This window comes from Streptomyces sp. NPDC001351 (assembly GCF_042896045.1).
Taxonomy (GTDB): domain Bacteria; phylum Actinomycetota; class Actinomycetes; order Streptomycetales; family Streptomycetaceae; genus Streptomyces.
On the sequence record NZ_JBIAWS010000016.1, the window covers coordinates 187,640 to 212,053 of the forward strand.

Below are 24,414 nucleotides of genomic sequence, written 5' to 3' on the forward strand. Positions count from 1 at the left end.
GACCGTCACTCCTCGAGTGTCAGGCCCCTGCGCAACCGCATCAGCGTCCGCGACAGCAGCCGCGACACATGCATCTGAGAGATGCCGAGTTCGTCGCCTATCTCGGACTGGGTCAGGCCCGCGACGAAGCGAAGGGAGAGGATCTGCCGGTCCCGGGGCGGGAGTTCGGCGATCAGCGGTTTCAACGACTCGACGTACTCGATGCCTTCGAGTCCGTGGTCCTCGTAGCCGATCCGGTCCGCGAGCGCGCCCTCGGCGTCGTCCTCCTCGGGCTGGGCGTCCAGCGAGGAGGCGGTGTACGCGTTCGACGCCGCCATGCCCTCGACGACCTCGTCCTTCGTCAGCTCCAGGCGCTCGGCGAGCTCGGCCACCGTCGGCGCCCGGTCGAGCTTCTGGGCCAGCTCGTCACCGGCCTTGGCCAGGTCGAGCCGGAGCTCCTGCAGCCTGCGCGGTACGCGCACGGACCACGAGGTGTCGCGGAAGAACCGCTTGATCTCGCCGACGATGGTCGGCATGGCGAACGTGGGGAACTCGACACCCCGCGCCAGTTCGAACCGGTCGATCGCCTTGATCAGGCCGATCGTGCCGACCTGGATGATGTCCTCCATCGGCTCGCTCCGTGAGCGGAAGCGGGAGGCGGCGAACTTGACCAGCGCGAGGTTGAGTTCGACGAGGGTGTTACGGACGTACGAGTATTCGTGCGTGCCTTCCTCGAGGGACTCAAGGCGCTCGAAGAGGGTCTTGGAGAGCGCTCGGGCGTCTACCGGTCCCACTTCGTCGTACGGGGGGATCTCCGGAAGGCCTGCCAGTCCGGCAAGCGTGTCTGGGTCGTTGCTCTCGATGCTCTCGATGGGATCCAGATGTTCCGGAGGGGATGTCGACGTCGCCTCCTGGGTATGCGATGCGTCGAGCCGGGGTGACATGATGTCCTCCATCGTTCTCGGCATATGGCTGCCGAAGCCAGTGCGTGCACTGCGGTGTGCGGCGCCTCCAAAGCCGGCCGTGTCGGTTACGTATCCCTACTAGCCCTACCCGCTTTCCCACACCCGCCGCAAGTGCATTATGTGCGGGTATGTCCGTTTGCGTGCGGTTGTTCGGGTGTCGGAGAGTGTGAGGAAGGCGTAGTGTTCGAGGGCGTGAGTCAGCAGCCACGACGTCGGGAGAAAGACGGCATGGACCGCGGGACGGTCGGCAGCGCACAGTCTGGCCGGCTACTGGTGGAGGTCAGGGAAGAGGGCTCCAGCGCCGTCGTGACCGCGGTGGGTGAGTTGGATCACCACACCGCCGATCTGTTGCGTGAGCCACTCGAGGAATGCCTCGCCAAGGGATTCAGCCGGCTGGTGGTGGACTGCACACGGCTGGAGTTCTGCGACTCCACCGGACTCAATGTGCTGCTCGGCGCACGCCTCAAGGCGGAGGCCGCGGGGGGCGGGGTGCATCTCGCGGGGATGCAGCCCGTGGTGGCGCGCGTCTTCGAGATCACCGGGGCGGAAGCGGTCTTCACCGTCCATGACACGCTCGAGGCGGCCCTGGCCGGGGAATCCGGCTGAGCCCGGCCGCCGCGCCCGACGCCGTGTCCTGCCCCTCGGGCCCCTGTGTGACCGGCATTTTCCGGGCGCCACGCCCTCCCGGCCGAATAGGGGGGTGTTCTGCCGGTTCGGTCGGGCAGGAGACATCCTGTCGGCAGGGACAACCTGAACATGTCGGCAGCAACGTGTCGACGGCACAGCGGCGGATCCACCGTCGAGGTACGTACTGACTCTTGAATCATGAACTGGTGAATCGGTGAATCGGTGAGGTGAAGCGCTGATGAGCACCACCCGGCCTTACTCGCCGGGCGACCGCGGCTCGGAGCCGAGCGGCGCTTCCGGGGCGTCCGAGGGCGACGAGGCCCCGTCGTCGGCTGAGCCCGCGTCGTCCGGGGGCGGCGGCCAGGTCCGCAGGCTGAGCTTCGACGGCGAGAGCGCCGTCGTGCCGCTCGCCCGCGACTTCACCCGCCAGGCGCTGTACGCGTGGGGCTGGCTGCCCGCCGCCACGGCCGACCAGCGGGCCGCCGCCGAGGACGTGCTGCTCGTCGTCTCCGAGCTGGTCACCAACGCCTGTCTGCACGCCGAGGGCCCGGACCAGCTGTGGATCGCCTGCGACAACAAGGTCATCCGCATCGAGGTCTCGGACAAGGGCTCCGGCCAGCCGGCACCCCGCACCCCGCACCGCGCGGGCCGACCCGGCGGGCACGGCATGTTCATCGTGCAGCGGCTCTGTCTGGACTGGGGCGTCGTACGGACACCGGGAGTGACCGGCAAGACCGTGTGGGCGGAGCTGGGCGCCCCGGCGTAATTCGTTTCCGCCGGTCGGGCATGCCCTCTACGCTCGTCTGCAACGCGTTGACGGAGACAAGTACCCGAGGTCCACGCGAGCCGAGAGAGCTGCCTCAGGCTGTGAGGGCAGTCTCGCGTCCCGAGGTGAATCCACTCCCGAGTGCGGGGAGGAAATGCCCCGCCGGCCGGCCCCCGTCACCGGGCCAGAACGAGACCGCCGTACGGCCGTCAGGCGTGTACGTACGGCGGTGAAGGCGTGGTGGCACCGCGAGCACCCTCTCGCCCACGCCCCGAGGGACCCTCCCCGGGGCGGTGCGTGCCGCTCCGGCAGAACCGGACGGAGCGCGCACCATGCTCGACGTCACCCTCATCCGACAGCACCCCGACACCGTCCGTGACGCGCTGCGCAAGCGCGCCGTGGACGCCGACATCCCGGCCTTCCTCGCCCTGGACGCCGCCTTCCGCGAGGCCCGGACGGCCGTGGAGCGCCTGCGCGGCGAGCGCCGGCGCATCTCGGCGGACATCGCCGTACGACGGCGGGCAGGTGAGGCCGCCGAGGAGCTCCGGGCCGCCGCCGCGGCCCTGGCCGGCCGGCTGGCGGAGGCCGAGGCCGGGCTCGACCGGCTCGCGCGCCGGCACCAGGACTTCCTCGACGCCCTGCCCAACCTCCCGGACGACGACGTCCTCGCGGGCGGCAAGGAGAACAACCAGGTCGTACGGGCCGTGGGCGCCCCGCCCGCGTTCGGCTTCGCACCCAAGGACCATGTCCGGCTCGCCCAGGACCTCGGCCTCGTCGACTACCGGCGGGGCGCGGCACTCGCGGGCAGCGGCTACTGGATCTACCGGGGCGAGGGCGCCGCCCTGGAGTGGGCGCTGCTCAACCACTTCCTCGACACCCACCGCCGGGCGGGCTACGAGTTCGTGCTGCCGCCGCACCTGCTCACCCACGAAGCGGGCTATACGGCCGGACAGTTCCCGAAGTTCGCCGACGAGGTCTTCCGCGTGGACGAGCACTTCCTCCTCCCCACCGCCGAGACCGCCCTGGCCAACCTGCACCGCGGCGAGACCCTCGACGAGCGGGAGCTGCCGCTCAAGTACGTCGCCTACACGCCCTGTTACCGCAAGGAGAGCGGCGCCCACCGCACCGCGGACCGGGGCACCCTGCGCGGCCACCAGTTCAACAAGGTCGAGCTGTTCCAGTACACGCGCCCCGGGGACTCGGACGCCGCCCAGCTCGAACTGCTCGCCCGCGCCGAGGAGTTGGTCGCCGGACTCGGTCTGCACTACCGCGTCACCAAACTCGCGGCCGGGGACACCAGCCCCGCCCAGGCCAAGACGTACGACGTGGAGGTCTGGCTGCCGAGCCTGGGGGCGTACGCCGAGGTCAGCTCGGTGTCGAACGCCCGCGACTACCAGGCGCGGCGCGGCGCCATGCGCTACCGCCCGGCCGGCGGCGGCAAGCCGGCCTACCTGCACACCCTCAACGCCTCGGGCCTCGCCACCAGCCGCCTGCTGCCCGCGCTCCTGGAACAGCACCAGCGGGCGGACGGCACGGCGGCGGTGCCTGAGGTGCTGCGGCGGTGGGGGGTGCCGGACGTCCTGCGGGCGCTCTAGCCCAGGGTTACCCACGGTCACCCCCTCCACTCGAACCCCTTCTCGTGCGCGCCGGATCCCCACAACTCCGGCGCGCACCTTCTCTTCCCTCCTCAAGGGCCCGGGCGTACCTTGACGGCCGAATCTGATGTGCCGTCAGGAATTGGCGGAGAAGACCCGAGGATCTCGAAGAGGGAGCGGAACCGTGTCGTACCGGAATCGAACCGCCGCGCTCGCGTCCGCCGCGGCCCTGGCCGGCTCGGCGGTGCTGCTCGCCGCCCCCGCAGCCGAGGCCACGGTCGTCGACGTCAACTACCAGTGCAAGACCCCGATCGGCAACAAGAGTGCCGTCTCGCCCATCGACATCAAGAGCGTCAAGAGCGGCAGCGGCTACAAGCTCACCATGTCGTGGCAGAAGGGCGTCTCCTCCAGCCCGGTCGAACTGGGCAAGGGCGCGATGAACCCGAGCGCCACCATCGTGCTGGGCGGCGCCGACAGCGGCACGGTGCCGGTCTCCGGGCCGGCCAACCAGGCGGCGATCCCCGCCAACACCCCCATCAAGATCAACGACTTGACGGGCACGTACACGCCGAAGAAGACCGGGAAGGTCACCTTCACACCGGGCGTGCTCACCATCAAGGCGCTCGGTACGACGACCACGTGCACGCCGTCGAACAATCCGGGGCCTGCGCTGACCCTTGATGTGACGGCTGCGGGGGGCTCCGCCGGGGGCAGTCAGGGGGGTACGGATTCCGGCGGCTCCCTGCCGCAGACCGGGCCTGATGACTCGGCGATCGCCCTTGGCACGCTGGGTGGCACGGTGCTCCTTGCCGGAGCGGCCGGGGCGTTGTGGGTGACTCGGCGGAATCAAGCGGTCCGCCGCTAGGCGCTTCGCCGGTTGTGCCGCGATACGTCGTCGGTCGTCTGCGGCGGCGTCGTGGCTGGTCGCGCAGTTCCCCGCGCCCCTTGAGGGGCGCTGCCGGACCCGCAGCGGACTGCACCCGACCTCCGATACCTCTGCCGCACGACTACTGGAGCCGCCGGATGACATCTGCCGCCCGTGTCCTGCTCGTGTCCCTGCTGCTCGTCATGACCGCCGCTCCGTCGGCCTCGGCCGCCGACGGGTGGGCGCTCGTGCCCTCAGGCGGCGGACGCCCGTCCTTCTACGCCGAAGGCGCCCCCGGGGCCGTCCTGCAGGACACGGTGTCCGTGGTCAACCGGAGTGGGCGGGTGGTCACGGTACGGCTGAGCGGGAGCGGGGTTCCGGTCGCTTTTGCCGCTGCCCGGGTGCGGGTGCCCGCGCGGACCCGGGCCGATGTGCCGTTCGCGGTGAGTGCGCGTGGTGATCGCCGCGGCGAGATCATTGCCCGTGACCAGGACGGCCGGCGGGCCGCGGTTCCGGTTCGGCTGCGGGTGGGTGGGCCGGCGCTGTCCGCGCTGACCGTGGAGCACGTGGCCGTGCGTGCTGGTCGCATCACGTATGACCTGGTCAATCGCGGCACCACGGTGCTCGTGCCGAGCCTCGCCGTGCAGGGCGACGGCGTCTTCGGGCCGGTCCTCGACCGGGCCCCGCGGGCGCTGCCGGTCCGCCTGCGGCCCGGGCAGCGCCTTCATCTCGCCGAACCCTGGTCCGACCGTCCCGCCCTGGACTCGGTCGATGTGCGGCTGACGGTGACGGCGGCGGGCGGCGCGCACGACTCGGCCGGTGCGTCGGCGCTCTTCGTGCCGTGGGGAGCGGTGACGGGGGTCGCGGGCGCGGTGGTGGCGGGGGGCGCGCTGTTTCTCGTACGAGGTCTACGACGTCGTAGGCGCCCTGCGGGCGACGGTGAGGCGCTCGAATCCCCGTGTGCGGACGACGAGTTGACGGGAGCGATGACGTGAACGGCAAGCTGCGGATCACGGCCTTGCTCGCGGTGCTCGCGCTGCTTGTGCTGCCCCTGGCGGGCACGGCTGCGGCGGACGGGCCGACCGTCAGGGTCTCCAAGTCCCAGGCCGGCACCGGAGGTTCGATCACCGTCAGCGGCAGCGGCTGGCGTTCGCACGCCCTGCTGATGATGCTGATCTGCGGACAGGCGACGCCGTCGCGGGGCGTGATCGGCGGCACCAACTCCTGCGCCAACTCGGACGGAAGGGCCGTCACCACCGACGCCGAGGGCTCCTTCAGCAAGAAGCTGCCGGTCGCGGAGCCGCCGGTGCCGTGCCCGTGCGTGGTGCACGTGGCGACGGTCGAGGGCGCGAAGGCGCAGGCGGACGCGGTCTTCCAGGTGGCCGGACACGCCGTCGAACCATTGCCCGCCGAGCCGTCCGGCGGGCAGCTGTCGGTCCTCACGGACACCCGGCTCGACGGGTCGAGCGGCCTGCTCACCTGGTTCGGCGCGCCGCCCTCGCGCACCCTCGACTTCACCGTCGGCAACGCCGGCACCGCCGCGATCAAGAACCCGGTCTTCCAACTCGGCACCTCCCACGGGGTGTTCGCCCCGCAGTGGGAGGACCAGGAGTGGCGCGGCACCATCGCACCCGGCAAGAAGGCGCAGATCGAACTCCCCGTCGAGCTGACGGCGGGAGCGCACGGCGACTACTCCGTCTCCCTCAAGTACGGCGGCAAGGTCCTCGCCGAGCAGCCCTGGGGCGTGGGCCGCCCCTGGGGCGTGACCCTGTTCTGGCTGCTGGTCTGCGTGGTCGTGCCGGCCGCGCTGTTCCGCGCCGGGATGGCGGTCGTGGACCGGGTACGGCCGCGCCGCGCCGGCGGTCTGCGGCACCGAGGGCTCCGCCTGCCCGAACTGGCCCTGCGCATGCCGAAGTTCAGTCCCAAGGCGGCTCAGGAGCCCCCCTCGAACTCGACCCTGCCGTGGTTCACCCCGGACTCCGATCCGGGCACGGCCGGTCGGCTCTCCGCACCGCACCACGACGACAGCCCGACGAGTCCTACGACTCCCACCAGGAAGGGACCCCCGTGAGAAAGCGCAGGAGAGTCACACCGGTCGGCAGCGGGAGAGCGGGTGCGGCGGGCGCCGCCCTGGTACTGGGCTCCGCAGGCATCCTGCTGGGCCTGGCCGCCGGACCCGCGCAGGCCGCGGAGGTGTCGTTCGCGACGCACTGCGTGCCGCCCGCGGGCATCACTCCCGTCGACGGCACCACGAAGGTCGAGATCACCGCGCCGGCCACCGCCAAGGTGGGCGACACGGTGGACGTCGTATGGAAGTTCGTCCAGGCCGCCTCCAAGAACCCGGACATCATCGACCTGCCCGCCAACTCGGTCCAGCCCTCCGGGGTGTTGAAGGCGGCCGGCGCGCAGGCCGCCGACATCGCCATGCAGGGCACGCGCACGAACCCGGCCATCCCCAAGGGCGGCGCCATGGTGCTGTCCGACATGAAGGGCACCCTGAAGCTGACGGCACCGGGCGAGGTGACGCTGACCCCGGACGCCTACACCGTCAACGCCATGTCGACGGACACCAAGTGCACGCCCAAGGAGACCGTGCAGAAGGCGGCGACGATCCAGGTGTCGCCGGGCGGCACAAGCTCGTCGAGCACGACACCGGAGCCGACGGACTCGGCCTCGCAGTCGTCCCCACCGTCCGCGTCGGCCTCCGCCGGCGACGGCACCGGCAGCGACCAGACCGACTTCACCGGCAAAGAGGTCGACATCCCGTACACCTGCCAGTCGCCCATCGGCGAGAAGAAGGCGACCTCGCCCATCCAGATCGACGCAAAGAAGAACGGCGGGAGTTTCGACCTCACCGTGCAGTTCAAGAAGTCCGTGATGGACAGCCCGGCCGACATCCCCAAGGGCTCGGTCAAGCCGTCGATGGAGGTGGTCCTGGGCGGCGCCGACAAGGGAACGGTGCATGTCGAGGGCCCGACGAACTCCAAGGACATCAAGTCCGGCGAACCCATCGAGATCCCCGACCTGACGGGCACCTACAAGCCGGGCGCGGACGGCAAGTCGACGCTCTCCCCTGGCGTCCTCACGATCAACGCCCTGGGCACGACGACCACCTGCAAGCCCGACAGAACCGAGGTCTCCCTGACCCTGGACACGACACAGCAGGCGAGCGGCGCGTCGGGCGGTTCGTCGACTTCCGGCGGCAGCGGCGGCAGCGGTACGGGCGGCCTCGCCGAGACGGGTTCCAGCGACCACGGCGCCCTGAAGGCCCTGGGCCTGGTGGCGGGGACGGCGGTCCTGCTGGGCGGCGCGGTGTTCACGTTCATGCCGCGGCGAAACCCCCACTGACCTGCCGTTCCATGATCTGGGGGAAGAAGGCGGCGGGCGCCACGCTCGCCGCCGTTCTCATGGCGACGGGGACCGGCCTGGCCACTGCGGGCACCGCGGAGGCGGCCGGGGCCAAGTACAAGTGCACCGCTGAGGTGCACCTCGACCTCGGCCGGCCGAAGGCCACGTCGTCGTGCAAGAAGTCCGCTGCGGGCAAGACCGTGCACAAGCAGCGGGTCAAGCACGTCTGCGACGTGATCCGTGGCGTGGGCGCCGGCGCCGAGCACACCATCCCGTGGTACCTGTGGGGTCCCTGGAAGAACCCCGGTGAGAAGTCGACGGTGATGTGCGGGTTCCGTAGCTTCACCCGGTCCTGGTCGGTCGAGACGAAGTGACCGACGGACACAACGGCTGAGGGCCGCCGCACATCATGTGCGGCGGCCCTCAGCCGTTCGTACGGCGGTGCGTCAGTGCACGTCACCCATCAGCGCCTTGACCTTCCGGCGGTACATCCACACCGCAAAGCCGGCGAGGGCCGCGAGGGCCGCCTCCCCGAACACGGCGCCCGTGCCGCCGAGGTCGACTCCGGCGATGGCCGGGTTGGACAGCAGGCCGGTGATGGAATCGCCCGCGGTGACCGCGAGGAACCACACGCCCATCATCTGGCTGGCGTACTTGGCCGGCGCCATCTTCGTCGTCACCGACAGACCCACCGGCGACAGGCACAGCTCACCCACGGTCTGGATGAAGTAGATGCCCACCAGCCACATCGGGCTGACCGCGGTGCCGTTCGCCGCCATGGCGAGCGGGATCAGGAAGAAGAAGAACGACACGCCGATCAGAACCAGGCCCATCGAGAACTTCACGATGGTGCTGGGCTCCTGGCCCTTGCGGTTCAGCCACACCCAGATCCAGGCGAAGACCGGGGCCAGCGCCATGATGAACAGCGGGTTCAGCGACTGGTACCAGGAGGTCGGGAAGTCGAAGCCGAGCATCGAGTGGGCGGCCTTGCCCTCGCCGAACGCCTGGACCGTTGACGCGCCCTGATCGTAGATCATCCAGAACACGGCGGCAGCGACGAAGAACCAGATGTAGCCGGTCATCTTCGACTGCTCGGTGGCGTTGAGCTCCTTGTCCCGCTTGATGCGCAGCAGCACACCGGCCGGGATGACCAGACCGATGACGGTGAGCGGGATCATCGCCCAGTTCAGGGTGAAGTGGCCGGTGAACCCGACGACGCCGTAGAAGGCGGTCGCGGCGATCAGCCAGAGCAGGCCCTTGCGCAGCCAGGCAGCGCGCTCCTCGGCCGCCAGGGGCTTGGGGACGACACTGCTCTTCGGGTTCAGGTTGCGGGTGCCGATCAGGAAGGCGGCCAGGCCGATCGCCATACCGACCGCGGCCATGCCGAAGCCCAGGTGCCAGCTGACCTCCTGGCCGACGGTGCCGATGGCCAACGGGGCGAAGAACGCACCGGCGTTGATACCCATGTAGAAGATCGTGAAGCCGCCGTCACGGCGCGGGTCGTCCGGGCCGTCGTAGAGGTGGCCCACTATCGTGGAGATGTTGGCCTTGAGCAGACCGGAGCCGGCCGCGACCAGCGCCAGACCCGCGAAGAACGGTGCCTGACCGCCGGGCAGCGCCAGCGTGATGTGGCCGGCCATGATCGTGACGGCCGCGATGGTCACCGTCTTGCGGGGGCCCCAGACGCGGTCGCCGAGCCAGCCGCCGGGCATGGCGAGCAGGTACACCATCGCCGAGTAGACGGAGACGATCACCGTGGTGGTGGCCACGTCCATGGCCAGGCCGCCGCCCATGCTCCCCTTGCCGGCGCCGGGGCCGCCGGAGAGCAGGTAGACGGTGAGCAGGGCCTTCATGCCGTAGTAGGAGAACCGCTCCCACATCTCGGTCATGAAGAGGGTGGCCAGTCCGCGGGGGTGGCCGAAGAAGGTCTTCTCGGAGCTGGGGGTGTCCGGGCGGACCGAGTCCTTCGTCAGGCTGGACGCCATGGTCGTTCCTTGCTGTGCTGGTGGGGGTTTACCGCACACAAAAGAGACCTTCGGCGTCAAATGGTTGCCAAAGGTCCCCGCAGTGCTACAGGCGTTGTTTCACCATACGGCAGGACAGTGCCGGATATGGAAGGACTTGAGACAGGGATCACAGGTGAAGGTGGAACCATACACGCCTATTCCAAGGTCTCTTCGATGATCGCACCGCACAGACCCAGGCCCGCCCCGGAGCGGCCGAAGGTAAGAATCACGGGTGCCGATCACACCACAGCACCTGTCAAGAGCGGACTACCATCACCTCATGACCCGTGTACTGCTCGCCGAGGACGACGCGTCCATCTCGGAGCCGCTGGCCCGCGCCCTGCGCCGGGAAGGTTACGAGGTCGAGGTGCGCGAGGACGGACCCACCGCGCTCGACGCCGGAAACGCCGGCGGCATCGACCTGGTCGTGCTGGACCTCGGTCTGCCCGGCATGGACGGCCTCGAGGTCGCCCGCCGGCTGCGCGCCGAAGGCCACACCGTGCCGATCCTCATCCTGACCGCGCGGGCCGACGAGGTGGACACCGTCGTCGGCCTCGACGCGGGCGCCGACGACTACGTCACCAAGCCGTTCCGGCTCGCCGAACTGCTCGCCCGTGTCCGGGCCCTGCTGCGGCGCGGTGCGGCCGAGCCGGCGCAGCCGCCCGCCACGCACGGCGTGCGGATCGACGTCGAGTCGCACCGGGCGTGGATGGGGGACGAGGAACTCCAGCTCACCGCCAAGGAGTTCGACCTGCTGCGGGTGCTGGTGCGGGACGCGGGCCGGGTCGTCACCCGGGACCAGCTGATGCGCGAGGTGTGGGACACCACCTGGTGGTCGTCCACGAAGACCCTCGACATGCACATCTCCTGGCTGCGCAAGAAGCTGGGCGACGACGCGGCGAACCCCCGGTACATCGCCACCGTGCGCGGTGTCGGTTTCCGGTTCGAGAAGAGCTAGCGGGAGCCGGTCGGAGTCGGCAGGGCCCCGAGGCACACTGGTCGTCGTAAAGCCACTGCCCGGAGGGCCTCGTGCGTCGTCGTCTCATTCAGTCCACGCTTGCCGTCGTGCTCGTGGTCATCGCCGTCTTCGGTGTGTCCCTCGTCATCGTGGAGACGCGGACCATCAGCAACAGCGCCCAGGAGCGGGTGAGCTCCGAGGCGCAGCGGCTGGCCAGCATCGTGGACAGCCGGCTCATCGGGGCGGGGCCCGTCAGCGCGGAGGTGCTGAAGGGGCAGGTCACGGGCGAGCGGTACGCCGTGATCCAGATCCCGGGGCAGTCGTCCATCGCGCTCGGCACCAAGCCGGCGGGTGACGTCATCCGCGGCCGGGCCACCGGCGAGGAGGGCGAGCGGGTCGTCGTCGAGGAGCCGCGTTCGACCGTGAGCCGGGAGGTCGGCCGCACGCTGCTGATCATCGGGCTGGTCGCGCTGCTCGCCGTGGTGGCCGCCGTACTGCTGGCGATCCGGCAGGCCAACCGCCTCGCCTCCCCGCTCACCGACCTCGCCGAGACCGCCGAGCGGCTCGGTTCCGGCGATCCGCGGCCGCGCCACAAGCGGTACGGCGTCCCCGAGCTGGACCGCGTGGCGGACGTGCTGGACTCCTCCGCCGAACGCATCGGCCGTATGCTCACCGCCGAGCGGCGCCTGGCCGCCGACGCCTCCCACCAGCTGCGTACACCGCTGACCGCGCTGTCGATGCGGCTGGAGGAGATCACCCTCACCGACGACCCGGACACGGTGAAGGAGGAGGCCAACGTCGCCCTCACCCAGGTCGAGCGCCTGACGGACGTGGTGGAGCGGCTGCTGACCAACTCCCGCGACCCCCGCACCGGCAACGCGGTCTCCTTCGACCTCGACGAGGTCATCCAGCAGCAGCTCGCCGAGTGGCGGCCCGCCTACCGCCAGGCCGGGCGGGCGATCGTCAGCTCCGGCAAGCGGCATCTGCAGGCGGTCGGCACACCGGGCGCGGTCGCGCAGGTGCTGGCGGCGCTGATCGAGAACTCGCTGATGCACGGCGGTGGCACGGTGGCGCTGCGCACGCGCGTGACCGGCAACCAGGCGGTCGTGGAGGTCACCGACGAGGGACCGGGCGTGCCCGCCGACCTCGGTGCGCGGATCTTCGAGCGCACGATCAGCGGACGCAATTCGACGGGCATCGGGCTGGCGGTGGCGCGGGACCTGGCGGAGGCGGACGGCGGGCGCCTGGAGATGCTGCAGACCCAGCCGCCGGTGTTCGGCCTGTTCCTGTCGCGCACCCCGCTGAAGCGGCCGCCGGCGGAGGACGAGGAACCGATGGTCCGGTGAGGGTTCGCTCCGCGGTGAATGCCGCGATGTGCCGTCGGTCGTCTGCGGCTGCGTCGTGGCTGGTCGCGCCCGCGCGGCGGCAGCCGCCCGCACATTCGGTACGGCCCCGCGCCCCTTCGGGGGCGCTTCAGCTGACGCGGGCCTTGGGCTTGGGGCGGCGGGCCTCGGCCGTTTCGGCCTCTTCCAGGATCGATTCGGCGTCGGCGACGGCGTCGTGGGCGGGCAGGGCCTTGAACACCCACGAACGGTACGACCAGAACCGGAACAGCGTGCCGAGTCCGATACCGACGACCTTGAAGATGTTGCGCTCCAGCGAGCTGTCCCAGCCGAAGCCGTAGATGGCCGCGTACAGGATGCCGTTCTCGATCACCAGGCCGACCGCGCTGAAGGCCAGGAAGAGGGAGAGCTCCTTGGTCCGGGCGCTCTTGTCGCGGTCACGGTAGGTGAAGTAGCGGAACCCCAGGTAGTTGACACCGATCGCGACGACGGTGGCGATCACGTTGGCGCGTACGGCCTGCAGGCTCGTGAGATGCCACAGCAGATTGGAGACTCCGAAGTTCACGACGGTGCCCAGGGCACCCACCGCACCGAACTTGGCAACCTCGTGTGCGAGCCTTCGCAGCCCGGCGGAACCATGTCCCATGGCCGTGCAGGCCCCCATTCGGTCGGTTTCGTCAACTCAGCCATGCTAACCACCCGCCCTTTCAATCGCCTGTCGTTGCGTTCACAGACGGGATAGAGGTGGGCAAGAGGACCGGAAAAGCCCGGGAAGGCGGGAGTAAGAGGCGCCGGAAAAGGCCGGAAACCGGTCGCCGTGGCGTGGCCGATACCCTAGGGGCGTGACGTTCCCGGTAGTCGGCATGGTCGGCGGAGGCCAGCTCGCTCGTATGACACACGAGGCAGGCATCCCGCTCGGCATCAGGTTCAAGCTCCTCAGTGACACCCCTCAGGACTCCGCGGCGCAGGTCGTCAGCGATGTCGTCATCGGCGACTATCGCGACCTCGACACGCTGCGTGAGTTCGCGAGGGGCTGCGATGTGATCACTTTCGATCACGAACACGTACCCACCGAGCACCTCAGGGCGCTGGAGGCGGACGGCATCCCGGTGCGCCCGGGCCCCGACGCGCTCGTGCACGCCCAGGACAAGGGCGTGATGCGCGCGCGGCTCGACGCGATCGGGGTGCCGTGCCCGCGGCACCGGATCGTGACCGATCCGGCGGACGTGGCCGCCTTCGCGGCGGAAGGGGACGGCTTCCCGGTCGTCCTCAAGACGGTCCGCGGCGGCTACGACGGCAAGGGCGTGTGGGTCGTCGACGACGTGACCGAGGCCGAGGACCCGTTCCGCGCGGGCGTCCCGGTCCTCGCCGAGGAGAAGGTCGACTACGTACGGGAGCTGGCGGCGAACGTCGTGCGCTCCCCGCACGGCCAGGCGGTCGCCTACCCGGTCGTCGAGTCCCGGCAGGTGAACGGCGTGTGCGACACCGTGATCGCGCCCGCGCCCGACCTGGAGGAGACCCTCGCCCTGCAGGCGGAGGAGATGGCGCTGCGCATCGCCAAGGAACTGGACGTCGTCGGCCACCTCGCCGTCGAACTGTTCCAGACCCGCGACGGCCGCATCCTCGTCAACGAGCTGGCGATGCGTCCGCACAACTCCGGCCACTGGACCCAGGACGGGGCGATCACCTCGCAGTTCGCCAACCACGTCCGCGCCGTCCTCGACCTTCCGCTCGGCGACCCGCGCCCGCGCGCCAAGTGGACCGTGATGGTCAACGTCCTGGGCGGCGACTACCCGGACATGTACTCCGCGTATCTGCACTGCATGGCCCGCGACCCCCAGCTGAAGATCCACATGTACGGCAAGGACGTGAAGCCCGGCCGCAAGGTGGGCCATGTCAACACCTACGGCGAGGACCTGGACGACGTCCTCGAGCGCGCACGTCACGCAGCCGGTTACCTGAGAGGCACGATCACCGAATGAGCCCCGTTGTAGGCATCGTCATGGGTTCGGACTCCGACTGGCCCGTCATGGAGGCCGCCGCCCAGGCCCTCGACGAGTTCGAGATCGACTACGAGGTCGACGTCGTCTCCGCGCACCGCATGCCGCGCGAGATGATCGCGTACGGCGAGCAGGCCGCCGAGCGGGGGCTCAAGGTGATCATCGCGGGCGCCGGAGGCGCCGCCCACCTCCCCGGGATGCTCGCCTCCGTCACCCCGCTGCCGGTCATCGGCGTCCCGGTGCCGCTGAAGTACCTGGACGGCATGGACTCCCTCCTGTCGATCGTGCAGATGCCGGCCGGCGTGCCCGTCGCGACCGTGTCCGTCGCCGGCGCCCGCAACGCGGGTCTGCTCGCGGCCCGCATCCTGGCCACACAGGACGACGAACTCCTCGGCCGCATGCGGGAGTTCCAGCAGGAACTGAACGACCAGGCCACCGAGAAGGGCAAGCGTCTGCGCGCCAAGGTCGAGGGGTCGGGCGGCTTCGGCTTCGGCTCCGGGAAGTGACGCCGATGACCTCCGCCGCGCTGGAGGCGGCCCGGGAACTCCTCGGCGAGTTCCCGGTCGTCGACGGCCACAACGACCTGCCCTGGGCGCTGCGCAAGCAAGTCCGCTACGACTTGGACGCCCGCGACATCGCCGTACACCAGAACGCCCATCTGCACACCGACATCCCGCGCCTGCGCGAGGGAGGCGTCGGTGCGCAGTACTGGTCGGTGTACGTCCGCTCCGATCTGCCGGACGCGGTGCCCGCGACGCTCGAACAGATCGACTGCGTACGGCAGTTGCTGGCGCGCTACCCGGCGGATCTGGCGCCCGCGCTGACGGCCGCCGACATGGAGGCGGCGCGCAGGGACGGCCGTATCGCCTCCCTCATGGGAGCGGAGGGCGGGCACTCCATCGCCTGCTCGCTCGGCACGCTGCGCGGTCTGTACGGGCTGGGCGTGCGCTACATGACGCTCACCCACAACGACAACAACCCGTGGGCGGACTCGGCGACCGACGAGCCGAACGCCGGCGGCCTCACGGCCTTCGGCCGCGAGGTGGTCCGGGAGATGAACCGCCTCGGCATGCTGGTCGACCTCTCGCACGTCGCGGCGACGACGATGCGCGACGCGCTGGACGCCACGTCCGCGCCGGTGATCTTCTCCCACTCCTCCTCCCGGGCCGTCTGCGACCACCCGCGCAACATCCCTGACGACGTGCTGGAGCGGCTGCCCGGGAACGGCGGCGTGGCGATGGTGACGTTCGTGCCGAAGTTCGTCCTCCAGGCGGCCGTGGACTGGACGGCAGCCGCGGACGAGAACCTGCGTTCGCACGGCTTCCACCACCTCGACACGACCCCTGAGGCGATGAAGGTGCACCGCGCCTTCGAGGAGCGCAACCCGCGCCCGGTCGCCACGGTCTCGACGGTCGCCGACCACCTGGACCACATGCGCGAGGTCGCCGGCATCGACCACCTCGGCATCGGCGGCGACTACGACGGCACGGCCTTCACCCCGGACGGCCTCGGCGATGTCTCGGGCTATCCGAACCTGATCGCCGAACTCCTGGACCGAGGCTGGTCGAGGCCCGACCTGGCCAAGCTGACCTGGCAGAACTCGGTACGGGTACTGGGCGCGGCGGAGGACGTGGCCCGCGAGCTCCGGACGACCCGCCCGGCGTCCAACGCGACGATCGAGTCGCTGGACGGCTGACCGGCCAGGGCGGGGTGGCCGGTGCAGCCGTCCGCCCCGCCCACGTCCATCAGACACCGGCGGCAGCTGCCCAGCCCTGGACGAGGTCACCGAGGCGGCTCAGGAGCGCTGAGCCGCGCCCCGTACCCCCGAACGCCCCACTCATCAGGAAGCGCCCCGTGCCCCCGTGCGACGGTGACCGTACCCCTTGGGGACGATTCACGACGTACGGAGCCCGCCATGGCAGACCTCCAGGACGACGAACTGCAGATCGGGGAGCTTGACGGCATCGGCCTGCCGGACCCCTTCCAGGCCGGGCCCTACCAGCCCGTCTCCGATCCGGGCGCCGACCCCGTGGAACGCGCCCATGCCATCCTCGCCGTCCATCCCGTCGCCGACGGCTACAGCGGGCTCCCGTGGGCCCTCAGGCATCTGTCCTGGTACGACCTGGAACTCGGCGAGAGCGATGTCGAGACGGATGTGCCGCGGCTGCAGGAGGGGCACGTCGGCATGCTGTTCGGGTCGCTGCACCTGCCGGAGGGCATCGACGGGGACCGGATCGTCGCGGCGACCCTGGAGCAGCTGGACCTCGTGAACATCGTGGCGCGCGCCCACCCCGAGGGGCTGCGCCTCGTCTGCACCGCGGGGCAGGCCACCGACGCCCACAACTGCGGCCGTATCGCCGTGCTGCTCGGTCCCGCCGAAGCCGCCGCGCTCGGCGACTCCCTGGGCATCCTGCGCGCCCTGCACACCCTCGGCCTGCGCGTCCTCACCCTCTCCGGGGTGTCCTGGGCGAGCGAGGACGGGCTCACCCGGTTCGGCGAGGAAGTCCTGCGGGAGATGAACCGGCTCGGTGTGCTCGCCGACCTCTCCGGCGCCTCCTCCGACACGGTCCGCCGCACCCTGGCGGTCTCCAGGGCGCCGGTCCTGTTCACCCGCTCAGCCGCCGCCACCCTGCGCCCCCACCCGGCCAACCTCTCCGACGACCTGCTCACCCGGCTGGGCGCCGCCAAGGGCCTGTGCATGGTGCCGCTGACACCGGACCAGACGGGGCCGACCGTCCACGACGTCGCCGACCACCTCGACCATGTGCGCGAGGTGGCGGGCCCGGACTGCGTCGGCCTGGCCGGCACCTACGACGCCGGCACCGCCCACCCCCAGGACCTGGACGACGCCTCCTGCTACCCGCACCTCATCGCCGAACTCCTGCACCGCGGCTGGTCCGAGCCCGATGTAGCCCTGCTGACCTGGGGAAACGTGCAGCGCGTCCTGCGTACGGCCGACTTCACGGCCCGCGCGCTCCAGGAGCGCCGGGAGCCCTCGACGGCGACGATCGCGGAAGCCGACCGCCGGTCTACGGTTCGCTGATCCGGCACAGGCAGAACGGATGCCCCGCCGGGTCGGCGTACACCTGGAAGTCCTTCTTCTCCCGGTCCTCCAGGTCCAGCGGCCGCGCCCCCAGCGCCAGCACCTTCTCGTGCGCCGCGTCGATCTCCTCCCAGGTCGACCCCGCGTCGAAGTCGAGGTGGAACTGCTGCGCGTTGCGGTCCGCGCGCGGCCACTCGGGCGGGGTGAGCCCCTCCGCCCGCTGGAAGGCGAGCCGGGGCCCCGCGGGGACGTGCAGTACGACCCAGTCGGGGTCCTCCTCCTCGGGCGTACCGCCCGCGACACCCGCGTAGAAGCGGGCGAGTGCGCGCGGGTCGGGGCAGTCGAGGACGACGGAGCGGAAGCGGGCCACTGGCATGGTGTCCTCCCGGTTCAGCAGGCGCAGAGACAGAACGGGTGCCCGGCCGGATCCGCGTAAACCCGCCAGGTGCGCGAGCGGTCGTCGGCGTCCAGCGGCTTGGCGCCGAGCGCCAGCACACCCGCCTCGGCCGCGTCCAGGTCCTCGACGGTCAGGTCCAGGTGGAACTGCTGCGACTGGGCGGGCGCGGGCCACTCGGGGGCGACGAAGCCGGGGGAGGCCTGGAAGGCCAGTGCCCGGCCGTCGGGGGTGGTGAGGTCCGCCCAGCCGTCCTCCGTCTCGACGGTGCCGCCCAGCACCTCGGCGTAGAACCCGGCCAGCGCGCTCGGGTCGGGACAGTCCAGGACGACGGCGCCCAGTGTGGCGAGAGCCATGACTTCCTCCTGAGTTACCTGTAGATGCGGTCATGCAGTAACGGTTACTGCATGCTGCCTCATTGGAGGTAACGTCGCAAGCATGAGTGAGAGATCGGCCGCGCCAGGGAGCCTGGTGCTCGTCGAGTCCCTGGTGAACACGCTGGACCTCGAGTCCGGCGCCGACGCGCTGGACACGGCGGACGGCCGGGAGCGGTTCGGTCTCTCGGAGGGCGAGGTGGCGGCTGCACGCGAGCTGCGCGAGTCACTGCGCGCCGTGCTGCTCGCCCACGCCGGTCATCCGCCGCACGCCACGGTGACGCCCCTGGGCGAGCTGCTGGCCTCGGCGCCCCTGCGCCTGACCGTCGACACCGCGGACGGCTCGGCGGCGCTGGCGCCCGCCGACGCCGACCCCCTGCTCTCGCGTGTCGCCGCCGCCGTCGCGGACTCCCTCGTCGCCGGTACCTGGCTGCGCCTGAAGGCCTGCGAGTCGGTCACCTGCCACTGGGCGTACTACGACCGCAGCCCGGCCGGCCGCGGCCGCTGGTGCTCCATGCAGGTGTGCGGGGCGCGCGCGAAAATGCGCCGGTACCGGGCGAAGTAGTTCCCCGGCAGCGCCACGGGCCGGTGGTGCAGAATGCAACAAGACGCCGGTTCGGCCGACTGAGCCTCGGCCGAACCGGCGTCGTTCATGTCCATGAGCCGGAGTTCGGTGTCTACGCGGTGGGGCGTCCCATGGCCCGGTACGTCCAGCCCGCCTTGCGCCACAGCTCCGGGTCGAGGGCGTTGCGCCCGTCCAGGATCACCCGGGCCGCCGCGGCCTCGCCCAGCTGCGCCGGGTCCAGCTCCCGGAACTCCCGCCACTCGGTCAGGTGCAGCACCACGTCGGCGCCGCGCACGGCATCCAGCGCCGTGTCGGCGTAGCCGAGCGTCGGGAAGACCTTGCGGGCGTTGTCCATGCCCTTCGGGTCGTACACGGTGACCTGGCCGCCCTGGAGGTGGATCTGACCGGCGACGTTCAGCGCGGGGGAGTCGCGTACGTCGTCCGAGTCGGGCTTGAAGGTGGCGCCGAGCACCGCGACCCGCTTGCCCAGGAAGGGGCCGCCGCCGAGCACCTGCCGCGCCAGCTCCACCATCTGCCCGCGCTGGCGCATGTTGATCGAGTCGATCTCGCGCAGGAAGGTCAGCGCCTGGTCGGCGCCGAGCTCACCGGCGCGCGCCATGAAGGCCCGGATGTCCTTGGGCAGACAGCCGCCGCCGAACCCGATCCCCGCCCGCAGGAACTTCTTGCCGATCCGGTCGTCGTACCCGATGGCCTCGGCCAGCTTGGTGACATCGCCGCCGGAGGCCTCGCACATCTCCGCCATCGCGTTGATGAAGGAGATCTTGGTGGCGAGGAAGGAGTTCGCGGACGTCTTCACCAGCTCGGCGGTCGGGAAGTCCGTGACGACGAACGGCGTCCCCTCGGACACCGGCGTCGCGTACACCTCGCGCAGCAGCTTCTCCGCCCGCTCGCTGCGCACCCCGACCACGATCCGGTCGGGGTGCAGGGTGTCGTCGACGGCGAACCCCTCGCGCAGGAACTCCGGGTTCCAGGCCAGCTCGGCGTCCTCGCCGGCCGGGGAGTTCTCGACGAGGAAGCGGGCCAGCCGGTCGGCGGACCCCACTGGCACGGTCGACTTGCCGACGACCAGGGCGGGCCCGGTCAGATGCGGAGCGAGCGAGGCGAAGGCGGAGTCGACGTACGACATGTCGCAGGCGTACTCGCCGTGCTTCTGCGGGGTGTTGATGCACAGGAAGTGGACGTCGCCGAAGGCCCCCACCTCGGCCCAGTCCATGGTGACGCGCAGCCGCCCGGTGGACCCCTCGATCCCGGCGACGTGCTTGCGCAGCAGCTCGTCGAGGCCCGGCTCGAACATCGGTGCCTCGCCCCGCGCCAGCTTCTCGATCTTCTCCGGTACGACGTCCAGGGCGAGCACCTCGAAGCCCAGCTCGGCCATCGCGGCGGCGTGTGTCGCGCCGAGATAGCCGGTGCCGATCACGGTGATCCTGAGGGCCATGGGTGCTCCAGAAGGGGGACGTGGTTGGTGCCGAGCCGAGCATAGTCGGGCGGTTCTGCGGGCAACTTTCCCGCTGTCGCCAAGCTCACGTATCACTCCGGTGGGCGGCCCCCTAAAATTTGAGTTACTTAACGGTAATTAGCGCCATCACCACAGTGCGTCAGAAGCGTCCTTGGAGCGTGAGAAACCTTGGCCGGATCGGCTGACTTCGACCTGTACCGCCCGTCCGAGGAGCACGACATGCTCCGCGACGCGATCCGTTCACTGGCCGAGGCGAAGATCGCGCCGTACGCCGCCGTCGTGGACGAGGAGGCCCGCTTCCCGCAGGAGGCCCTGGAGGCCCTCGTCGCGAACGACCTGCACGCGGTGCACGTCCCCGAGGAGTACGGCGGCGCGGGCGCCGACGCGCTGGCGACGGTCATCGTGATCGAGGAGGTCGCGCGCGTGTGCGTCTCCTCGTCCCTGATCCCGGCCGTGAACAAGCTGGGCTCCCTGCCGGTGATCCTCTCCGGCTCCGAGGAGCTGAAGAAGAAGTACATGGGCCCGCTCGCCAAGGGCGACGCGATGTTCTCGTACTGCCTCTCCGAGCCGGACGCGGGCTCGGACGCGGCCGGCATGAAGACGAAGGCGGTCCGCGACGGCGACCACTGGGTGCTCAACGGCGTGAAGCGCTGGATCACCAACGCCGGTGTCTCCGAGTACTACACGGTGATGGCCGTGACGGACCCCGCCAAGCGCTCCAAGGGCATATCGGCCTTCGTCGTCGAGAAGTCCGACGAGGGCGTCTCCTTCGGTGCCCCGGAGAAGAAGCTCGGCATCAAGGGCTCCCCGACCCGCGAGGTCTACCTCGACAACGTCCGCATCCCCGCCGACCGCATGATCGGCGAGGAGGGCACCGGTTTCGCCACGGCGATGAAGACCCTCGACCACACCCGCATCACGATCGCCGCGCAGGCCCTCGGTGTCGCGCAGGGCGCCCTCGACTACGCCAAGGGCTATGTCCAGGAGCGCAAGCAGTTCGGCAAGCCGATCGCCGACTTCCAGGGCATCCAGTTCATGCTGGCCGACATGGCGATGAAGGTCTCCGCCGCCCGCGCCCTCACCTACCAGGCCGCGGCCGCCTCGGAGCGCGGCGACAAGGACCTGACCTTCCAGGGCGCCGCCGCCAAGTGCTTCGCCTCCGACGTGGCCATGGAGGTCACCACGGACGCGGTGCAGCTGCTCGGCGGGTACGGCTACACCCGTGACTACCCGGTGGAGCGCATGATGCGCGACGCGAAGATCACCCAGATCTACGAGGGCACCAACCAGGTCCAGCGCATCGTGATGGCGCGGAACCTGCCGTAACGGCCGGTCTGCTGCGCGGTGAAGGGCGTCCCCGGTGGGCGCCCTTCAGTCGTCCAGCCCCTCCGCCGCCCGCTTCTCGCGCAGCTCCATGATCGCCCGCCGCCGCGCCAGTCGGTGGGTGCGGCGGATCTGGGCCTCCTGGTAGCGGCGCCGGTCCTTCTCCGTCTCCGGCAGCACCGGCGGCACCCGGCGGGGCTTGCCGTCGGCGTCCACCGCGGCGAAGACCAGATAGGCGGAGCCGACCTGGGTGGGCGGGGTGGACTCGTTCCAGCGCTCGGCCAGGACCCGGACCCCGACCTCCATCGAGGTCCGGCCGGTCCAGTTGACCTGCGCCTTGACATGGACCAGGTCGCCGACGCGGACCGGCTCCAAGAACGCCATCTCGTCCATCGACGCCGTGACGGCGGGGCCGCCGCTGTGCCGGCCGGCCACCGCGCCCGCCGCGTCGTCCACCAGCTTCATGATCACGCCGCCGTGCACCGTGCCCAGCAGATTCGTGTCGTTGTGCGTCATGATGTGACTGAGCGTGGTGCGGGACGCCGAGGTGGGCTTGCCAGGGACCTCCGGTATATCCGAGGTGTCCGATTCCGTGGCGGGGGCCTGGTCTGTCATGGCCTCCACCTTATGCCGAGGCGACATCTGCGGACTTTGTGTTGGCTTCGCAACAGCAGTGCCCTGATTTTCCTACGACCCTTGTGAAGGGCATGGCTGCTCCCTGCACACTGGGCCCCATGAACGATTGGCCCGAGGCATGGTCCGACGACAACCGCAACCGGTACGGACGCGGCAGCGCGAGCGCGCACCCCGAGGGTGCCCGCGCGATGCGGCAGGTCCGCCGGCCTGCCTCGGGCGGGTACGGGGGCCCCGGCCCGTCCGCCCCGCCGTACGGCGGGGTGCCCCAGCAGCCCTCGTACGTCAACGGCCAGGGGTACGGCGGCGACACCGCGAGCGACGGCTACGACAGCGGCTACAACACCGGCCAGGTCTACGGCTCGCCCGGCGGCGGAGGGCCGGGCGGCCCGGGTGACCGGGGCGAGTACCGGCCGCGGCCGAACTGGCGGCGCCGTATCAAGTGGACCGCGATAACCCTGGTCACGGCGCTGGCCGTGACGTCGGTCGCCACGTACTTCTGGGCCGACGGCAAGCTGCACCGGGACGTCGACCTGTCCAAGGTCATCGACCGGCCGGCCTCGGGCGCCGGTACGAACTACCTGATCGTCGGCTCCGACAGCCGCGCCGGGCTCTCCTCCGAACAGAAGAAGAAGCTGCACACCGGTTCCGCGGAGGGCAAGCGGACCGACTCCATGATGATCCTGCACGTCGGCAGCAACGGGGACACGCTGGTCTCGCTGCCCCGAGACTCGAACGTGACGATCCCCTCGTACGTGGGGTCGACCTCCGGCAAGACCTACCCGGCCACCGGCCGGCAGACCAAGCTGAACGCGGCGTACGCGGAGGACGGGCCGACGCTGCTGGTGCGCACGGTCGAGGCCAACATGGGCCTGCACATCGACCACTACGTGGAGATCGGCTTCGCCGGCTTCGCGAACATCGTGGACGCGGTCGGCGGTGTCACGATCAACATCGACAAGGGCTTCAAGGACAAGTACTCCGGCGCCGACTTCAAGGCCGGCGAGCAGACACTGAACGGCGAGCAGGCCCTGGCCTTCGTCCGCACCCGGCACGCCTTCGCCACCTCCGACCTGCAGCGCACCAAGAACCAGCAGAAGTTCCTCTCCGCGCTGGCGCACCAGGTGGCGACCCCGTCGACCGTCATGAACCCCTTCAAGCTGTACCCGACGATGAGCGCCGGCCTGGACTCGCTCACCGTCGACAAGGACATGAGCCTGTGGGACCTGGCGTCCATGTTCTGGGCGATGAAGGGCGTCAACAGCGGTGACGGCACCTCGCTGAACATGCCGATCTCCGGCTCCACCGGCGGCAACCTCGTCTGGGACAAGGCGAAGGTCAAGACGCTGGTGGACGAGCTGAACAACGACCAGAAGGTCACGGTCTCGGGTGGCTGAGCGGCCTGGCAGAGCACCGTTCGACGCGGTGCTCTGCGACGTGGACAACGTGATCCGGTCCTACGACCCCTCCGCGCTGCACGCCCTGGAGCGGGCCGCCGGGCTCGCCGAGGGCACCACCGCGAAGGTCGCCTTCGTGCCGGAGACCGCTCTGCCGGTGCTGCTGGGCCGGGTCGACCTGCAGGAGTGGGTGCAGGCGATCGCCGAGGGCCTGTCCGGGCTGGTCCCGGAGGAGTCGACGGCGTGGGAGCTGGGCACGGCCCTGCTGGAGTCGCCCTTCTCGGCCGACGAGACGGTGGTCGCGCTGCTGCGCCGGGCGCGCACCAGGGTGCCGCTCGTCCTCGTCAGCAACGCCACCGTGCGCCTCGAGGACGACCTCACCGCGCTCGGGCTCGCCGACCTCGCGGACGAGGTCGTCAACAGCGCCCGCGTAGGCCTCGCCAAGCCGGACCCCCGCATCTACCGCCTGGCAGCAGACCTGGCGGGCGTACGCCCCGAACGCTGCCTGTTCATAGACGACACCGAGGAAAACACCGAGGCGGCAACAGCCCTCGGCATGCAGCCGGTCCACTTCCGCACGGCGGCAGACCTGGAACGAGCGCTGGAGCCACTTTTCGCGCCGTAGCCCTCGCACCCTGCGGGCGCTCGTAGCCCCCGTAGCCTGCGGGCATACGTGCCGCTTAGGGCGGCTCCCGACCCAAAGAAAGGCGGCACCCCGCACCGCCGGGCCGCGCACCGCCCCCGGCCTGCACCGAC

The 24,414-nt window shown here is 70.4% G+C and carries 25 protein-coding genes; 18 read left to right on the top strand and 7 right to left on the bottom strand.

Annotated elements, in window-relative coordinates; translation table 11 throughout:
- Window positions 1–5: 5 nt before the first annotated feature.
- Complete coding sequence (locus ACFY1U_RS41855; RefSeq protein ID WP_390699285.1) at window positions 6–935, bottom strand: RNA polymerase sigma factor SigF; 930 nt, start codon at window positions 933–935, stop codon at window positions 6–8.
- Window positions 936–1,172: 237 nt separating this feature from the next.
- Between ACFY1U_RS41855 and ACFY1U_RS41860 the strand changes: the two genes are divergently transcribed.
- The 8 genes from ACFY1U_RS41860 (at window position 1,173) to ACFY1U_RS41895 (ending at window position 8,519) form a co-directional block, all read left to right on the top strand.
- Window positions 1,173–1,550: an STAS domain-containing protein gene (locus ACFY1U_RS41860; RefSeq protein WP_390699363.1), complete on the top strand. Its 378-nt coding sequence runs from the start codon at window positions 1,173–1,175 to the stop codon at window positions 1,548–1,550.
- Window positions 1,551–1,809: 259 nt separating this feature from the next.
- Window positions 1,810–2,337, top strand: coding sequence for an ATP-binding protein (locus ACFY1U_RS41865; protein ID WP_390699287.1), 528 nt, complete (start codon window positions 1,810–1,812; stop codon window positions 2,335–2,337).
- A gap of 332 nt (window positions 2,338–2,669) precedes the next feature.
- Window positions 2,670–3,932 carry a serine--tRNA ligase gene (serS, locus tag ACFY1U_RS41870; RefSeq protein ID WP_390699288.1) on the top strand — a complete coding sequence of 421 codons (1,263 nt, stop codon included), beginning with the start codon at window positions 2,670–2,672 and terminating at the stop codon, window positions 3,930–3,932.
- 184 nt (window positions 3,933–4,116) lie between these two features.
- Window positions 4,117–4,797 carry an LPXTG cell wall anchor domain-containing protein gene (locus ACFY1U_RS41875; protein ID WP_390699290.1) on the top strand — a complete coding sequence of 227 codons (681 nt, stop codon included), beginning with the start codon at window positions 4,117–4,119 and terminating at the stop codon, window positions 4,795–4,797.
- A 158-nt stretch (window positions 4,798–4,955) separates the two neighbouring features.
- Window positions 4,956–5,792, top strand: coding sequence for a hypothetical protein (locus ACFY1U_RS41880; protein WP_390699291.1), 837 nt, complete (start codon window positions 4,956–4,958; stop codon window positions 5,790–5,792).
- Window positions 5,789–6,868 (top strand): hypothetical protein, encoded by a 1,080-nt coding sequence (locus tag ACFY1U_RS41885; RefSeq protein ID WP_390699292.1) that lies wholly within the window; start codon window positions 5,789–5,791, stop codon window positions 6,866–6,868. The genes ACFY1U_RS41880 and ACFY1U_RS41885 overlap by 4 nt, the downstream gene beginning before the upstream one ends.
- A complete protein-coding gene (locus tag ACFY1U_RS41890) occupies window positions 6,865–8,145 on the top strand; it encodes a hypothetical protein (RefSeq protein ID WP_390699293.1) in 1,281 nt (426 codons plus the stop codon). The genes ACFY1U_RS41885 and ACFY1U_RS41890 overlap by 4 nt, the downstream gene beginning before the upstream one ends.
- An 11-nt stretch (window positions 8,146–8,156) precedes the next feature.
- Window positions 8,157–8,519, top strand: a complete 363-nt coding sequence (locus ACFY1U_RS41895; RefSeq protein ID WP_390699294.1) for a hypothetical protein — start codon at window positions 8,157–8,159, stop codon at window positions 8,517–8,519.
- Between the two features lie 72 nt (window positions 8,520–8,591).
- On the opposite strand, the gene ACFY1U_RS41900 is transcribed toward ACFY1U_RS41895, so the two are convergent.
- Window positions 8,592–10,130, bottom strand: coding sequence for a peptide MFS transporter (locus ACFY1U_RS41900; RefSeq protein WP_390699296.1), 1,539 nt, complete (start codon window positions 10,128–10,130; stop codon window positions 8,592–8,594).
- Window positions 10,131–10,431: 301 nt separating this feature from the next.
- On the opposite strand from ACFY1U_RS41900, the gene ACFY1U_RS41905 reads away from it, so the two are divergent.
- A complete protein-coding gene (locus ACFY1U_RS41905) occupies window positions 10,432–11,109 on the top strand; it encodes a response regulator transcription factor (RefSeq protein WP_030941720.1) in 678 nt (225 codons plus the stop codon).
- Window positions 11,110–11,180: 71 nt separating this feature from the next.
- A complete protein-coding gene (locus tag ACFY1U_RS41910; protein WP_390699298.1) occupies window positions 11,181–12,455 on the top strand; it encodes an ATP-binding protein in 1,275 nt (424 codons plus the stop codon).
- A gap of 127 nt (window positions 12,456–12,582) precedes the next feature.
- Here ACFY1U_RS41910 and ACFY1U_RS41915 read toward each other — a convergent pair whose 3' ends face one another.
- Window positions 12,583–13,098, bottom strand: a complete 516-nt coding sequence (locus ACFY1U_RS41915) for a GtrA family protein (protein ID WP_390699299.1) — start codon at window positions 13,096–13,098, stop codon at window positions 12,583–12,585.
- Between the two features lie 196 nt (window positions 13,099–13,294).
- On the opposite strand from ACFY1U_RS41915, the gene ACFY1U_RS41920 reads away from it, so the two are divergent.
- The 4 genes from ACFY1U_RS41920 to ACFY1U_RS41935 all read left to right on the top strand — a co-directional run bounded on the left by ACFY1U_RS41920 (window position 13,295) and on the right by ACFY1U_RS41935 (window position 17,495).
- On the top strand, window positions 13,295–14,434 hold the full coding sequence (locus ACFY1U_RS41920; RefSeq protein ID WP_390699300.1) for a 5-(carboxyamino)imidazole ribonucleotide synthase: 1,140 nt from the start codon (window positions 13,295–13,297) through the stop codon (window positions 14,432–14,434).
- Complete coding sequence (purE, locus tag ACFY1U_RS41925) at window positions 14,431–14,958, top strand: 5-(carboxyamino)imidazole ribonucleotide mutase (RefSeq protein WP_390699302.1); 528 nt, start codon at window positions 14,431–14,433, stop codon at window positions 14,956–14,958. Before ACFY1U_RS41920 ends, purE begins: the two co-directional genes overlap by 4 nt.
- Window positions 14,959–14,963: 5 nt before the next feature.
- Entirely contained in the window at window positions 14,964–16,148 is a 1,185-nt protein-coding gene (locus ACFY1U_RS41930; protein ID WP_390699304.1) for a dipeptidase, read from the top strand.
- Between the two features lie 219 nt (window positions 16,149–16,367).
- Window positions 16,368–17,495, top strand: a complete 1,128-nt coding sequence (locus ACFY1U_RS41935; RefSeq protein ID WP_390699305.1) for a dipeptidase — start codon at window positions 16,368–16,370, stop codon at window positions 17,493–17,495.
- On the opposite strand, the gene ACFY1U_RS41940 is transcribed toward ACFY1U_RS41935, so the two are convergent.
- Together ACFY1U_RS41940 and ACFY1U_RS41945 are read right to left on the bottom strand one after the other, a co-directional pair.
- Window positions 17,482–17,871, bottom strand: a complete 390-nt coding sequence (locus ACFY1U_RS41940) for a VOC family protein (protein ID WP_390699306.1) — start codon at window positions 17,869–17,871, stop codon at window positions 17,482–17,484. The two genes, ACFY1U_RS41935 and ACFY1U_RS41940, sit on opposite strands and share 14 nt — an antisense overlap.
- 14 nt (window positions 17,872–17,885) lie before the next feature.
- Complete coding sequence (locus ACFY1U_RS41945) at window positions 17,886–18,245, bottom strand: VOC family protein (protein ID WP_390699308.1); 360 nt, start codon at window positions 18,243–18,245, stop codon at window positions 17,886–17,888.
- A gap of 82 nt (window positions 18,246–18,327) precedes the next feature.
- Between ACFY1U_RS41945 and ACFY1U_RS41950 the strand changes: the two genes are divergently transcribed.
- Window positions 18,328–18,828 (top strand): CGNR zinc finger domain-containing protein, encoded by a 501-nt coding sequence (locus ACFY1U_RS41950; RefSeq protein ID WP_390699310.1) that lies wholly within the window; start codon window positions 18,328–18,330, stop codon window positions 18,826–18,828.
- A 112-nt stretch (window positions 18,829–18,940) separates the two neighbouring features.
- Here ACFY1U_RS41950 and ACFY1U_RS41955 read toward each other — a convergent pair whose 3' ends face one another.
- Complete coding sequence (locus ACFY1U_RS41955; protein WP_390699312.1) at window positions 18,941–20,284, bottom strand: UDP-glucose dehydrogenase family protein; 1,344 nt, start codon at window positions 20,282–20,284, stop codon at window positions 18,941–18,943.
- 189 nt (window positions 20,285–20,473) lie between these two features.
- Here ACFY1U_RS41955 and ACFY1U_RS41960 point away from each other — a divergent pair, with 189 nt between their 5' ends.
- On the top strand, window positions 20,474–21,631 hold the full coding sequence (locus tag ACFY1U_RS41960; protein WP_390699313.1) for an acyl-CoA dehydrogenase: 1,158 nt from the start codon (window positions 20,474–20,476) through the stop codon (window positions 21,629–21,631).
- A gap of 45 nt (window positions 21,632–21,676) precedes the next feature.
- On the opposite strand, the gene ACFY1U_RS41965 is transcribed toward ACFY1U_RS41960, so the two are convergent.
- Window positions 21,677–22,243 (bottom strand): acyl-CoA thioesterase, encoded by a 567-nt coding sequence (locus tag ACFY1U_RS41965; RefSeq protein WP_351482748.1) that lies wholly within the window; start codon window positions 22,241–22,243, stop codon window positions 21,677–21,679.
- A 119-nt stretch (window positions 22,244–22,362) separates the two neighbouring features.
- On the opposite strand from ACFY1U_RS41965, the gene ACFY1U_RS41970 reads away from it, so the two are divergent.
- Both ACFY1U_RS41970 and ACFY1U_RS41975 read left to right on the top strand, forming a co-directional pair.
- Window positions 22,363–23,658 carry an LCP family protein gene (locus ACFY1U_RS41970; RefSeq protein ID WP_390699314.1) on the top strand — a complete coding sequence of 432 codons (1,296 nt, stop codon included), beginning with the start codon at window positions 22,363–22,365 and terminating at the stop codon, window positions 23,656–23,658.
- A complete protein-coding gene (locus tag ACFY1U_RS41975; RefSeq protein WP_390699316.1) occupies window positions 23,651–24,283 on the top strand; it encodes an HAD family hydrolase in 633 nt (210 codons plus the stop codon). The genes ACFY1U_RS41970 and ACFY1U_RS41975 overlap by 8 nt, the downstream gene beginning before the upstream one ends.
- The last annotated feature ends 131 nt before the right edge of the window (window positions 24,284–24,414 follow it).